The 13,196-nt window shown below is 56.2% G+C and carries 12 protein-coding genes; 8 read left to right on the top strand and 4 right to left on the bottom strand.

Annotated elements, in window-relative coordinates; genetic code table 11:
• The first annotated feature begins 77 nt into the window (after positions 1-77).
• From B9Y64_RS12620 to B9Y64_RS12645, 6 genes are all read left to right on the top strand, one after another.
• Positions 78-1,169 carry a PA0069 family radical SAM protein gene (locus tag B9Y64_RS12620; RefSeq protein WP_100441006.1) on the top strand — a complete coding sequence of 364 codons (1,092 nt, stop codon included), beginning with the start codon at positions 78-80 and terminating at the stop codon, positions 1,167-1,169.
• Between the two features lie 298 nt (positions 1,170-1,467).
• Entirely contained in the window at positions 1,468-2,256 is a 789-nt protein-coding gene (locus B9Y64_RS12625) for a hypothetical protein (RefSeq protein WP_224119313.1), read from the top strand.
• 117 nt (positions 2,257-2,373) lie between these two features.
• Positions 2,374-2,841, top strand: coding sequence for an NIF family HAD-type phosphatase (locus tag B9Y64_RS12630; protein WP_100441008.1), 468 nt, complete (start codon positions 2,374-2,376; stop codon positions 2,839-2,841).
• A gap of 629 nt (positions 2,842-3,470) precedes the next feature.
• Positions 3,471-4,781 carry a tyrosine-type recombinase/integrase gene (locus B9Y64_RS12635; protein ID WP_100441009.1) on the top strand — a complete coding sequence of 437 codons (1,311 nt, stop codon included), beginning with the start codon at positions 3,471-3,473 and terminating at the stop codon, positions 4,779-4,781.
• 19 nt (positions 4,782-4,800) lie between these two features.
• Entirely contained in the window at positions 4,801-6,702 is a 1,902-nt protein-coding gene (locus B9Y64_RS12640) for a hypothetical protein (protein WP_224119314.1), read from the top strand.
• A 45-nt stretch (positions 6,703-6,747) separates the two neighbouring features.
• Positions 6,748-8,814: an integrase gene (locus B9Y64_RS12645; protein WP_100441010.1), complete on the top strand. Its 2,067-nt coding sequence runs from the start codon at positions 6,748-6,750 to the stop codon at positions 8,812-8,814.
• On the opposite strand, the gene B9Y64_RS21940 is transcribed toward B9Y64_RS12645, so the two are convergent.
• Positions 8,777-9,202, bottom strand: a complete 426-nt coding sequence (locus tag B9Y64_RS21940; protein WP_157804509.1) for a hypothetical protein — start codon at positions 9,200-9,202, stop codon at positions 8,777-8,779. The two genes, B9Y64_RS12645 and B9Y64_RS21940, sit on opposite strands and share 38 nt — an antisense overlap.
• Positions 9,203-9,486: 284 nt before the next feature.
• Here B9Y64_RS21940 and B9Y64_RS12650 point away from each other — a divergent pair, with 284 nt between their 5' ends.
• Positions 9,487-9,702 carry an SDR family NAD(P)-dependent oxidoreductase gene (locus B9Y64_RS12650; protein ID WP_100441011.1) on the top strand — a complete coding sequence of 72 codons (216 nt, stop codon included), beginning with the start codon at positions 9,487-9,489 and terminating at the stop codon, positions 9,700-9,702.
• A 15-nt stretch (positions 9,703-9,717) separates the two neighbouring features.
• Positions 9,718-10,287, top strand: coding sequence for a cyclin-dependent kinase inhibitor 3 family protein (locus B9Y64_RS12655; RefSeq protein WP_100441012.1), 570 nt, complete (start codon positions 9,718-9,720; stop codon positions 10,285-10,287).
• A 252-nt stretch (positions 10,288-10,539) separates the two neighbouring features.
• Here B9Y64_RS12655 and B9Y64_RS12660 read toward each other — a convergent pair whose 3' ends face one another.
• The 3 genes from B9Y64_RS12660 to B9Y64_RS12670 all read right to left on the bottom strand — a co-directional run bounded on the left by B9Y64_RS12660 (position 10,540) and on the right by B9Y64_RS12670 (position 12,928).
• Positions 10,540-11,121, bottom strand: a complete 582-nt coding sequence (locus tag B9Y64_RS12660; RefSeq protein WP_100441013.1) for an HNH endonuclease — start codon at positions 11,119-11,121, stop codon at positions 10,540-10,542.
• Positions 11,118-12,014 carry an AAA family ATPase gene (locus tag B9Y64_RS12665; RefSeq protein ID WP_202909065.1) on the bottom strand — a complete coding sequence of 299 codons (897 nt, stop codon included), beginning with the start codon at positions 12,012-12,014 and terminating at the stop codon, positions 11,118-11,120. Before B9Y64_RS12665 ends, B9Y64_RS12660 begins: the two co-directional genes overlap by 4 nt.
• Positions 12,015-12,127: 113 nt before the next feature.
• A complete protein-coding gene (locus B9Y64_RS12670; protein WP_157804510.1) occupies positions 12,128-12,928 on the bottom strand; it encodes a hypothetical protein in 801 nt (266 codons plus the stop codon).
• Between the last annotated feature and the right edge of the window lie 268 nt (positions 12,929-13,196).

Genomic DNA, 13,196 nt, shown 5'->3' on the forward strand with positions numbered 1-13,196 from the left:
GCTAGCTGAATTCCAGGGTGTTGCGGTGGTTGTGGTTAGCAATAATACTAACAACCTAATCTTCCCAAGTTGTTGCCATGGAACAGGATGCTCGAAAGGCCCAAGTTCCCCTCAAAGGTAGAGGGGCAGCATCGCGTGTCGCGAGCCGTTTCGATACCACTGCAACAGTGGGAATCGACGATGGCTGGGAATCGGTCTACCAGGAGATGGAAGACGCGCCGCAGTTGAGAACTCAGGTACAGGAAGAGCGAGCGCGAACGGTGATCAGCCGCAACACATCCCCCGACGTTGGCTTCAGCGCGTCGGTAAATCCGTACCGCGGCTGCGAGCATGGGTGCGTTTACTGCTTTGCCCGCCCCTCCCATTCCTACTTGAGCCTTTCACCGGGCTTGGACTTCGAGACGCGCCTATTTGCAAAGACGAATGCCCCGGAGCGGCTCAGAGCGGAAATTAGCAAGTCGAACTACAAGTGCGCCCCAATTGCTCTGGGAATAAACACAGACGGCTATCAGCCGATTGAAAGGAACTACCAAATTACACGCCAATGCCTTGAGGTGCTTGCTGATGCCAAGCATCCGGTGAGCTTCGTCACCAAGAGCGCGCTGATCACCAAGGACATCGAACTGCTGGCGTCGATGGCCAAGGACAGGTTGGTTACGGTCTACTTCTCGGTCACTACGCTCGACAGGAAGCTATCGGCAAAGCTGGAACCGCGAGCTGCCGCTCCCCACGCCAGGCTGCGAGCAATGAATCAGCTGCACGATGCAGGGGTCCCGGTTGGGGTACTGATCGCGCCTGTCATACCCATGATCACGGACCATGACCTAGAAGCTATCCTTCAGGCCGCTCACGAACACGGTGCCCGGGCCGCTGGCTACGTGCTTCTCCGGTTACCTAACGAGATCAAAGAGATCTGGAGAGAATGGCTCGAGCTGCACTACCCTGATCGGGCCGCGCACGTGCTTAGCTTGATGCGACAGATGCATGGCGGGAAGGAGTACGACGCCAGCTTCGGCACCAGAATGTCCGGAACTGGACCGGTGGCGGACTTGATCCGTAAGCGATTTGAAAAAAAGTATCGTGAGCTCGGTTTCACAAGGCTGCCTGCACTAGCCACTCATCTGTTTCAACCTCCCCAGGAGAAGTCGCCACAAGGTCAACTTTTCTAACCAGACGGAAAGCGTGGTAGCAGCAGTTACGAGCGAAGGATCCAGTCGGAGCGGTGCTTACAGGGACAAGGAGTAACAGGCTCCCGAGTGCTGATACCATCTCCCCGAAACTGAACTAGCCCTTCCTGCGTAGTAAGCTCAGACGGCTCTCTAAACGTATTTGGTTATCCCGCTTCCTCATGACAAGGACTAGCGTATGCCCAAGCAAGTGAGAGGTTTATCAGTCTACCGAAGTACGATTGAGCGATTGCCACAATTTCGTCTCCTTAGCAGCCCACTCACAGAGGACCAGGCGGCGATGCTGGGATTTGACGGCGTTCCGCTAGCGGGTGCTTCCATTGTGCCAAGCGCCGAAGGACCCGCGACGTTCTTCAATGCCCGGGGCAAAGAGATCGTCAGAAAGGACCTTCCGATGATCACCAAGTCTCGATCGATCAACACGTCGTGGAAGGACTGGCACGGGCAAACCCACCACGGCACTCAGACGAGATCTTACGAAACCTATCCCCGGGAACACATTGCACCACCTGGTGAATTCCTCACCGCCGTGGAGACAGACGGTGGTATCGCAATGGCTACGAGGATCATTGATCGGACGGAGCCAGAAGAGAGCATTGCAAATCTCCTCAACCTCTACCTGGAATGCTTCCCACACTTTGAAATCGTTGACCCGAACCTTGCGGTGCCAGTCAGGGTCGAGAAGGTCACCTGGCGCATTCTTCCTCCTGGGAAGTTCCCGTTCGATCGAGCGATGCAGGTGCTGGATAACTATCTGGAGCAGCTTACCGAAAGCGATCGCGCAGCCGCTAGACAGCGCATCCGGACCATCACTCGTCACGAGCCAGACTTTATGGCAGTAGGACTAGGCGGTTTCAGTGAGTACATCGTCTTCGGGTTCACGCGAAAGAGTCGGTACGTGTTCGAGAGCCCGGAGACAGGCAACGCCACCTACATCTTCAGGAACGAATGGGAGGAGGTGTCTCAGCTCACCAAGCGCCAGATCCTCCAAGAGCAGCTACAGGAGGCCCGGATTATCCACACCTCTCGTTGGGCTATAGAAGTCTCAGAAGCAATCCAGCGGAAGTGAGTGGTCGCGGAATGCTCCAGGATGCGTAAACCGAACCAGCATAATTCGCTCTACGCAGTAGGCAGTCACCTAACGACACGATTACTCTGGGTCGAAAGATCCCAACAGGAACTCCTTATGAAGCCAACCATCCTGGCGTTGGACCTCGAAGGTACGCTCATCTCGAACGCAGTCAGTCAGATCCCTCGCCCAGGCCTATATAGGTTCCTTGAGGACGTCCGATCTCAGTTCGAGGAACTTGTGCTGTTCACCACGGTTCCCGAAGCACTCGCCCGAAGCATTGCGGGACTGCTGGCTACGGAAGGCAGTGTACCGGTATGGTTTTCCGGACTTCGCTACATCCATTGGTCTGGAAAGACAAAGGATCTCTCCTATGTCTCCCCCCACTTGGGCGACGCCCTTCTGCTGGATGACCACGGCCCATACGTGCATGACGGCCAAGAGAGCCTATGGGTTGAGATACCGTTGTTTGGCTCTCCGTACTCGGCGGACGACGACGGGTTGCAGATCGCAACTGCACGCCTGACTGATCGCATCATGCAACTGGAGAGTGCATTCAACCCGGCCCGCAGGACCGAAGGCTAGCTTCAATGACAGCGTCGTCTCGATGGCGCTTCGCAAGAGCACACATGTACGGATGGTTCTCTTCCAAAAATGGAACAGATACGGACCACCATGCGAACAAGCCTCAAGTAGGTCTTCCATAGGGTTCGTCTTGGAGACGCCGGAGACGGCAATCGAGAGGCCGCTCTCAGTGGAGGTGCTGCAGGCCTTCTACGGCACCCCTATCTGCGCCGTCAGAAACTAATGTGGAAGCGCCGCACGCACACGTCGTTCCAGCCGATACGATTCGCCGAAGGATGCGCAGTAGCAGGCGCGTCGTCTCCGATCTGCTCATGCCAACTCACTGCCAGCGCGCTTCGGTAGCCATAGACCGCGTGCTATCGACTGCAGGGTCAAGCGGACCCCCAAGTTGGTAGCGAAAGCGAAAATCTCGAGTACGCGATGACCGAATCCGCTGGGCTTTTGCGCACTTCGCCCCCGCTAAAGTTTGGGCTGTCCTTCACATCAAGCGTACCAGAAGGCTCACGATCAGGCGTAAACCACTGAATCAATGACAGTAAAAAACAGATCTGATTCTCATTCCATTTGTTAATGTACCGTAAGGCTCACGCGCCAGAAAATTTTTCGCGTACCTGATAGCTTTCGGCGCCATGGCCTACGACGTCGAAATCTGCACCGCGCATGCGATCACTTCACCAGCGACGGTGACAACGGGTGAGCAAGGCGTGCCCTTGCCCGAGGGCTTCTGCTTTCTAATCAGCAGGTCGGACGGATCACTCGTTCAGCCTGCTTTTGAGTTCTTTGCAGATTCTCATCTCACCATTGACCGGAATCCAAAGCTTGCATGCAGCAAGAATACGACGGCAGCAATAGCGGCTGACCTCACCGACTTCCATCACTTTTTGGACGCAAGGAAAAAGCGCGTCTCGGATGTAGACGAGCAGCTCCTCAAAGCCTACGCGGACACATTGACGGACCTGGACTCCGCGGTGACCCTCGAGAAATTTGCCGCCGCGACCATCCACCGAAGATGGTCGACCGTGACTAAGCTAGTCGCCTTCTGTGTGAAACGGGGCTATCTAAGGAAGCCGCCAGCGCTGCTGAGCAAGCAGACAAAGCGAGGAACTGTTCAAGTTCTCGATGTTGACGTGAATCTGCCCGGGCTGAACGACGCTGACGAGCTCATTACTGCGCTGCATCCCGAGACGGTCGTAGGCGTTCTCGACGAACTAGGCCCTAAACCCGTGGTCGAAAGAAACGGTCTCGTTGAACTGGCGCTCGCGACCACGGCGCAGCGATTGATGGCTGAGCTGTGCTACCACGCCGGGTTGAGGCGGTCTGAAGTGTGCGATCTGCATGCGATCACCGTCCTTAAGACGCGCACCGAAGGGCGCGATCCGCTTTCCGCAGTTGCCATCCCAGTGGTCGGAAAGGGCAACAAGAAGCGCAATGTTCCCGTACCAGTTTGGCTCCTAGAGGCGCTGAAATGCTATGCCAAGGGTACTCGGCAGGCCCTCATTGACCTCCGACTGCGGTACCGCAAGCTGGAGGATCACGGCGCACTATTCGTTCTCGACGTAAACGACCGCAGGCATGCGGGTAGTCCGATAACTCCCCAGACGTTCGATCGCCATTTCGCTCTCGCCAAAGACAGGTTGCTTAAGCGCCTTTCCAAAGAGCCCGACCTGGCGCGCTATGAATCAACGCAGCGAGAGCGGATAACCATCCACGCGCTTCGGCACACATTCGCCCTGTACACGTACATGGAGAAGCGCGCAAACGGCGACATGGATGCGATCAAGTATGTTCAGTCAGTACTAGGGCACAGCCTCAGGGAGACGACCGAGTCCATCTACCTGAGAAGCGCGAATGCCTTCGAGAGCGAAATCAGGGAGTCCATCAGGCTGCACATTGAAGGTCAATCGTTTATGCAACTAGGCGTAGCGGGCGGATCGGCTTGAGCGCAGAGTTCCCCCGTTAATGGACGAGCATGACCTCACACGCAAACGACCAACCCACGCAGAAAGAATCGAATACGGAGGAGAGCAAAACGTGGCAGGAAGAAGGACCGCTCAACTCCGGCACGCCTTGGGAGATGAGGACAAGGTCAGCGCAACGAAGAAATGGGATGTACGCGAGACCGCTGATCGCCTGGAAGCGGCGTTCAGACGCGCCGGCGACCAACGCGACAACATCGTCAACCTCAGCCGGTGGAAGAGCATAGGTGCAGCCGCACCGATCTTCGCCGAAGCGTTCTGCAGAGCCCACAAAAATAGCAGAGAGACAAGTAGATCCTCTTCAGCTAACAACATGGTGAGTGGCCTGGGGCAGTACCTAGCCGCAACAAGAGTGGAGATAAACGGTCCAGATGACGTTCCGATGGACCTGGGCGAATCGTTCCTAACCTATCTGAAAGGAAAGGATGCCACGCACCCGATCACGCTCGCGGTGCAGACACAGCGTCACTACTACGGGACCTTCAAGAAGGTCGTCCTTGCGCTGCACGAGATGGACCCATGCTGGCAGGTGATCCGTATTCCCACAAAGCCGTTCGCAGGCCTGCCACGTAAGAGCAATCCTAAAGAGCTTGACCGTGCGGCTTGGGCCAACGTCATGAAGGCCGCTGTTGAAGAATGCATCTCTACAATGGATGAAGTATGGCCGCTTCTGGACAGGGTACACAGTGCTATTGCTAAGAAGAGTAAGGGCGACGCTGTATCGCTAAGCGACCCGGCGGAGGCAATTGCGCAGATCCTGGCAAACTTTGACGGTCACTTTCCTCGCCAAGCGGAGGTTCGCCAGCTCCCTGGGGTAGGAAAGATCAGTGAAAGTGAGTACTTCCGCCTGAGGAGGCTTGCGCACCCCATCGGTGGTGATCTCATCCCATTCTTCCTGGTACTGGCCATGCACTCGGGGTTCAACGAGCAGCCACTTAGAACACTCACTCTGGATGGCATATCTGAGCACTACCCGCTTGGACGGAAACGTACGGTGATCAAGTCATCCAAGCACAGGGCTGGGGAGAGCGATCAGGGGGCACCACAGCGAGCGGCCTTCCCCGCCAGCGATCACCCGCTAGCCCCGGAAAGATTGATACGTTTCGTCATAGCTTGGACCAGACGAATCAGAGACTACGCTGATGGCGAGCTTGCCAATGACTTCTTCCTGCACGCAGTATCCGAAGGTGGGCGCCACAAGCGCCGAGGAATGCTCATCGATTCCTACTCATGCAGAACCGACGATGTAAACACGCGCGTGACCGGTTACATCACGCTGTTCTGCAAACGAAGGGGGCTCAAGTACTCCGGCTCACGCGCAAATAGGCTTGCGTTCTCTGAAGTGGTTGATGGACTGACCGACGGCGACGCCTTCGAGCTCCGAGCAATGCTGGGCCATCGGCTGCTGTCAACTGGTCAAGACAGCTATCAGACAACCACGATGCAGCGTCGGCAAAAGGAACAGATGGCAGGAGCCATGGCGGCCCAGGAGCGCTGGGTGACTTCAAATGGAAATATTGATACGCGCTCAACCCGGAGTGACCGTGAGCATACGGCAGCCACGCAGGGCTTCTGCTGCGCAGATCCATTCCAAAGTCCGCAACCGGGTCAGCGCCCGGGCAAACTCTGCACCAGCTATGGAGCTTGCCCTGCGTGCCCGCTCGCAGTAGCTGACTCAAACGAAGCCTACGCGCTCGCCCGCTTCCTTCAACTGCAGGAGCTATACGAAGAAGCTAGGGCAGAGCTTGGCAGCGAGATATGGCGGCGAAAGTTCGAGAACGCTTACCTAGCGATCCGCGACTCATGGATTCCCGCTGTGAGCACAAATGCGAATCGACAAGCAGCGGCGATGATCATGCTGACGTCGCTCCCCACACTTGAATAGTTCGGACCGCAGCGTTAGCAGAGCGTCCACTCTAGAGGTAAGGCTATGCCTGCAGTAAGAAAGATCAGATCAGCGCAGGCGGCAACCCTGCACCCTTCATTCCAGGTGGACTATGACAGTAATGTCTGGACGTTCGCTCAAACCACTGTCGGCCAACAGAGGGAGTTCGTCACCGTTGATTGGGCAATCCCGGTTGCGCGCGGGGAATTACTCACAGACTACAAACACAGGGGACTGCTGGATGAACTGAAGTGCTACCTCAAGACCTCCATCGTCGATGACACGGTACGCATGACGGTTGGATCTATTCCTTCTACCTACATGGGCGTGAGGGAGCTGGTGAAGTTCATGGGGGAGCGGGAAATCCGCACGCTTTTCGACATATCCACAGCTGTGAGTTGGGAGTATGTCGAAGGTCTCGAAGAGCAATACATCATGGCCGGAGGTGATGTCGGTCGAGATAGAGCGTGGACGCATTCCACTGCCTACAAGCTTATTCACCCACTTACACAGATCTACGAGCTCGCGGACAGCTTGCGCGCCAGAGGTGGACAAGCACCCTGCGAAGCACCGTTTGATGGAAGAAAAACCTATGACGTTGTGACCGGGCCGCTTGGGCTCGCTCGAACGGGTGGATTGCTGCCTATCCCGGACGAGATCTCGGTGCCAATCCTCACCTACGCATATGAATGGATCGAACACGGCTCGGAAGATGTGATCAGACTTCAGGCCGAGATCATCCCGATGCTCATCGACGCAAGGAGCGCGAAGGGACCAAGACGAATCATATGTCTTCGTGAGATCAAACGGCACATCGAGGAGTTCCAGATGAGTCCGATCCCTGGAACACTAACGCCTTGGCATGAGCCGCTGCTCGCAACGGATCGGATTGATGACGCTGGGGACGAGCGCGAAATTAGCGGAACTCAGGCCCTCAGACGCCTAATCCTGATGACTCAAAGCGCATGTAGTACGTTGCTGCAGGCATGCACTGGGATTCGAGCTCATGAGCTGATAGGCCTATCCTTGGACCACGATCCGACGCTGCAGCACGGTGTGATCAAGTCAGTGACTTCTCTAGACGGACTGATGGAGGTCTTCTCCATCTGCGGCATTTCAGCCAAAAGGGAAGCGACTCGCCATGAGTGGACAGCCGGACTGCGTCCGCTGGGTACAAAGCACATGCCGATTGTTCTGAAGTCCATCGAAGTGTTGGTTCGGCTAATGGAGCCTTGGAGAGCTCTTTCTGGCAGCAGCACGCTGATGCTCAGCTTCTCCCACGCCAAGTCCCTTCCATCCGGTGCTGATGGAGTTGGCCGAATGACAGCCAACCGAAACTCTCTCCTGCAGCGCGAGTTCGCCGTGGAGGCCCTCACTAAGAAGCGTGGAATCGAGATGACGCAAGCTATCTACGAGGTGAGATCCCTCCGCCCACAGCGATGGAGGATCACCTTTGCGCACTACGTCTTCCGATCCAAGCCGGAGCTTATGCCTGCACTTCGGACCCACTTCCGTCACATGAGCGAGCAGATCACGGATCAAGGGTACATCGGCAACGACGCAGCGCTGCTCGAGAATCTGGAAGGAGAGAGAGTCATGGAGACCTCCAGGTTCCTCGTTCAAATCACTCTTGGCAAGCCGATCGGGGGGGGACCGGCACAGCGGCTTCTCATGCAGCATGCCGAATCAATGGCCAAGGCACTGTCAGTGATGGACGGAGAAACACTGATTGATAAGGCCGTAGCATACGTGAAGCTCACCGACCTGCGGATATGGACAGGGACGTACGCGAGTTGTCTGATCGATATGGTGCCTGATCGCTCCAGCTGCAATCCACACGCAAGCCTGCTCACCGTCCGCGCCTCGCCAGACTTCGGCGTACGATCGCCCGGCCTGTGTGCGGGGTGCAAGTGCTGCATCATCCTCCCAGAGCATCGGGACTTCTGGGAGGATCGACTTCTGAAGAATCAGACCATTGTCCAAGCAGATCGGATCAACTCTAAAGACCAGCGATCAAAGATTGCCATGAGTCGTATCGTTCAGAGTCGAGCAGTTCTGAAGATGATATCTAAGGCTACCGGGGACGCCTCCGATCGTTCCGGCGGAAGTTGACGACATTGGCCGCTTCATCCCTGTTGGCACTTCTCTTCTGAAGCCGGGACACTGCGAGCTGAAGGGAAGCGTTGTGGATATTTGTCTTGTACACCAGAGCCTTCAACCTTGCATTCTCGGCTCTGAGCTTGGCGAGCTCTTCAGTCACTGAGCCGCGCTTCTCCTCCTCAGCTAGTTCTTGAATTTTGAGCCAGACATGCCCCAGTCGAGCGTGCCTTGATCCAAAGCTTCCTCTATTTACGCCCGCCTCCGCCGCGACCGAGGTTGGCGTGATGATCCGGTGACCTGCGGCCATCTTTGCTTTCAACAATTCATTGGTTGGGCGTCGCTTCACCAGACGGTCAAGAGCGGCCAACGCTTTGTCCTCTACTGAGTAGGGTCTGCTCATGCTGCTTTCCGATGATTCGTCGTAGCCAGTACATAGCCTACGCCACATGCGCCGCCGAATCAGCTGGGTGGAATCCGTCATCTCAGGGTCTGCTGAAAACAGCGACTACCAAACTCCAGAAGCTGATAAGGGTCGCGTTCGCTACTCTATCCTCGACGTTCTGTTTCGGCTTGTAGTAGGCATCCTCCAGGATCCTACGCAACTAGGTTCCCAATACACCATGTTCAGCACGTAGATGCTTTGATTGTCAGCTCTAACACAACAGGGAAGCGCTTACCGTGTCCATGAAGGTAAAGGTTGCATTAGTTACTGGCGGCCGCTCTGGCATTGGATTGACGATCGCACAAAGGTTCTCAGTAGACGGTGCTCGCGTCTTCACCGCCCTGCGTCGTGCAGACATCGTGTTTGAAGGCATTGAAGCGGATTTCTCGGATCCAGCCTCTGCGCAACGCGCCGTCTCAACCGTGACTGATTTGCTTCTCGCCCCTGAGGGCTATTGATTTTGGAGAGAGCAGGTGAGCAGGACAAGTATCTCCCATCCACTGCAGATTGCTACCTTGCCCGTCGGTACGAACGGCGGTGGGATCGGCGTCACCTTTGCACCAGGAAAGCATCAGGACGTTGCAATGACTGGGTCTTGGGCTCGGGACCTGGACGTCGATCTAGCTTCGATCGTCGCGTGGGGAGCACAGCATCTGATCACGTTGATTGAGCCGTGGGAGTTCGAGGAGCTGCAAATCACCTCTTTGGCGGAACGTGCCAGAGCGCACGGCTTGATGTGGCACGGCCTGCCAATTACGGATGGTGCGGTACCTGATGCGCGACTGCTTGAGCCATGGCGATCCCTAGGGCCACAGTTCGCGGCCAAGCTCTTGTCCGGAACCAGGATCGTGGTGCACTGCAAAGGCGGTTTGGGTCGGGCCGGCACAGTGGCGTCGATGCTCCTCATTGAAACAGGCTGCGCTTCAGACGGCATCGATGCAATTGCTAAAGTGCGCTCAGTGCGGCCCGGCGCGGTGGAGACAATGGAGCAGGAAGAATTCATCCTGAGCTGGTCTGGTCGCCCAGGCCAAAGCCTGAGCTAGCCGCAATGCACCGCGACCCGACACCAACTCCGCTTGGGAGGATATTCTGGCCAAGATGGCACCGTACCGATACATGATTGGCATGTGTCCCTGAAAGCATGCTTGCACCGAGCTGAGCCCAACCCGCGCTCTCAATACTGAGGAGCGGGAAGCCAGATAGGAACAAGATTGCTCGTCGCCAATCATCCAGCTTCGTCCCTAGAGTTTGCGAGACAGCCCGATCGCCCAATTTGATGTAACGCAGGGGATGCGCTATCCCTCGTGAAACCTGTGACGTTGCATAACGGCATTCAAGTCGTTGAACATCGCGTCGGTCACACCAAACTCACTGATATAGCGGCCGAGATGGCAGACATAGAAGGTATAGCTGCCCTTCTCGCTCAATGGTATGTACAGGATGCCCGCCCGCCTAATGTGCTTTGAGTACTCATCAAAGTGCGGATGTACGATCCTAAACTTTTTAGGATCACTGGGGTAATTCACCGGCACATAACCCTTGACCGGTGGGTCGACATGGACCTCCCTGTTTCTCTTGTACTCATTACAATCAGGGCAGCAGACGCACAGGTTGAGTGGCTCAAACATGTACCCTACGTACGTCGCCTTGGGAGCGATGTGCTCGACGGTAGAGCCCGCAGCCGACCTGACCGACAGGAGGTTCAGGCAATACGGACACACGAAGCGCTGTACGCGTCGGTAATGATCTCGCACATCGACACGAACCGGCTCAAGGCTGGCATCGGACCACTTCGTGTGATCGTACTGGGGGTGCGCACGTATGGCATCTATTCTATTGAGCGCATCCGCGCTAAAGACGACGGGTTCGTCAATCATGCCCGCTCCTCCTTGAGAAGCGCTGAGAGTGAGTCGATCAACGAGATAAGCTTGTCACTGGGGTCAAGCTTGTTGCGCACTTGGAAAAGCCATTCCATCTCCCCCTTCATTTCGCGGGTAAGCGGGCGACCAACGCGCACCTGGGCGATCAGGTTGAAGCACACCCTTGAGATGTACTCATTCATCATGCCAGGCGCGTCGAAGAGTTCCGCTAGCTGGAAGTCTGCAGAGCGGCGCTGGAACTGCGACGCAGGATAGAGCTTCCCCTTGCGCAGGTGATAGATGAAGGATCCGGGACCATTCAGCCTCGCGATGATTTGGGGGGAGTGCGTGGCGATCACAAACTGGCAGCCGCTATAAGGCGAAAAAGCAGACTGCAGGAGGGCCATGAAGCGCTCTTGCCATTCCGGATGGAGACTAATCTCGGGCTCGTCGATCAGAACCAGAGAGTTGTCTTGAATGTGCCCTGCGATACCTAGCATGAGTACAAGCAAGCACTGCTCGCCAGAACTTGCGCGCTTAAGGCTGAAAGGCGGGTGTCCAAGCTTCTCTACCTCAATATCCATCAATCGAAGCAAGTTATCGTCGAACAGCCGCAGATATGCCCCAAGGCGCTTACGCCCTAGCCGAGTGCCGCCAAGGGTCGCGACGTTGCTGCGAAAGTCCACCTCCAGACGCAATGCGCCAGGCGTATCCATCAAATCAGAAGCAATGTCGAGGTCTTTCAAGACTGCCGATAGACCATCGGTGGCCTCAATAATGGACGCGACGCGGCGATCGAAGCTGTACCTAAATTGCCCAGACCTGAAGGATGACTTTTCGACGCTATGACGGTTCGATGAACCGTCCACCCTTGAACGTTCAAACTGAGGCTTCAGTACAAAGGTGAACACTGGAGAGAAATTCAGCGATTTGATGGCGCCGAGGGGTTTGCATCACGAAACCGATAGATTCTGACCATCCCCGCCGATTGGTTGTGATCTGGTCAACGACGCGATGCAGTATCTTAAAAGGAGGAGCCTTTCGGCCTCCCTTTGACACGTATGCCGGCTAGCGGAGGAAGGAAGGCTTGCGGGTCAGCTTCCAGCGTCGCCAATCTGGATCGAACCTCCTCGATTGGGAACCGGCCAACCATGCCAGTCACATAAATCATGTTCCAGAAGATGCGCTGGAGACATCCGAACAACTCCTCCCATCGATAGCGAAGTGCAGGATTGCCATACAGCATGTAAGGAAAGATGTCGAACGCACACATGGCCGGCAGGTAGTGCTGAGGCGCGTTTTCAAGGTGCTCTCCCTTTCGGGCAAGAGCTAACAGCGCAATGAATGCATCGAGTGAGCGCAGGTTTCGTAACCCCAAAGCTCTCTGACGATCGGGAAGCTCATGGTGGTAACCGGATTCTGGGGCTTGCCGGTCCATGAAAAGTACGTGGCGGACGTTGGCAGAGTGCTCGATGATGCGATGGAGGCGTGGAATTGGTGGGCATTCAGCCGACAGCAACTCCCACAGCATCAGATCGCGCCAGTAATCGAGCCGCACAGCACCTGCGGACTTCCGAAAGACATGAGCCACTGTGCCGTCACTGGGTAGGGCCTGTCCCTGCCGCCAGCGCTTGTACTTGTTGGAGATTGCCTTCTCTCCGGCCTCATCGTAGGGCTGGCGCCCATCGACGCGCGCTTCCAGCAAGGCGGGTGATTTCGTTCCGAAGTGGGCAGCCAGAGCGCCATAGCAGGCAGCGCCACGCGCACGCTTGACCTCGCCCCTATGGACCTTTTCATCGAGTGGGGCACGGTGCGCCATAGACATGCGCGCATCGTCAGCTATGTGTCCACCCTTGTCACGTTCTGTCCGGGGGTACAACTTTATGCAAAGCCATACCCTTTGAGTGTCCGGTTGGCTAATGACATGCTGCACCCAACATGGGCTATCCGTGACGGCGCGCGACATGACTCAACAAACAATGGTGTTTTCGCCAGCAGGCGCCAGAACACCTCCGACATCCACGCAGTCCTTTGAGGGGTTTGAGCAATGCCTGATACGCGCATTGGGAGCGACGGTCGGCGGAGGCGAACTC

Source organism: Stenotrophomonas maltophilia, from assembly GCF_002799245.1.
GTDB lineage: Bacteria > Pseudomonadota > Gammaproteobacteria > Xanthomonadales > Xanthomonadaceae > Stenotrophomonas > Stenotrophomonas maltophilia_S.

Bases quoted from the DNA above. Each gene is read 5' to 3' on its own strand.
- B9Y64_RS12630 (WP_100441008.1), top strand. From the start codon at position 2,374: ATGAAGCCAACCATCCTGGCGTTGGACCTCGAAGGTACGCTCATCTCG.
- B9Y64_RS12620 (WP_100441006.1), top strand. From the start codon at position 78: ATGGAACAGGATGCTCGAAAGGCCCAAGTTCCCCTCAAAGGTAGAGGG.
- B9Y64_RS12640 (WP_224119314.1), top strand. From the start codon at position 4,801: ATGGACGAGCATGACCTCACACGCAAACGACCAACCCACGCAGAAAGA.
- B9Y64_RS12645 (WP_100441010.1), top strand. From the start codon at position 6,748: ATGCCTGCAGTAAGAAAGATCAGATCAGCGCAGGCGGCAACCCTGCAC.
- B9Y64_RS12670 (WP_157804510.1), bottom strand. From the start codon at position 12,928: ATGTCTATGGCGCACCGTGCCCCACTCGATGAAAAGGTCCATAGGGGC.
- B9Y64_RS12660 (WP_100441013.1), bottom strand. From the start codon at position 11,121: ATGATTGACGAACCCGTCGTCTTTAGCGCGGATGCGCTCAATAGAATA.
- B9Y64_RS12625 (WP_224119313.1), top strand. From the start codon at position 1,468: ATGCTGGGATTTGACGGCGTTCCGCTAGCGGGTGCTTCCATTGTGCCA.
- B9Y64_RS12650 (WP_100441011.1), top strand. From the start codon at position 9,487: ATGAAGGTAAAGGTTGCATTAGTTACTGGCGGCCGCTCTGGCATTGGA.
- B9Y64_RS21940 (WP_157804509.1), bottom strand. From the start codon at position 9,202: ATGAGCAGACCCTACTCAGTAGAGGACAAAGCGTTGGCCGCTCTTGAC.
- B9Y64_RS12635 (WP_100441009.1), top strand. From the start codon at position 3,471: ATGGCCTACGACGTCGAAATCTGCACCGCGCATGCGATCACTTCACCA.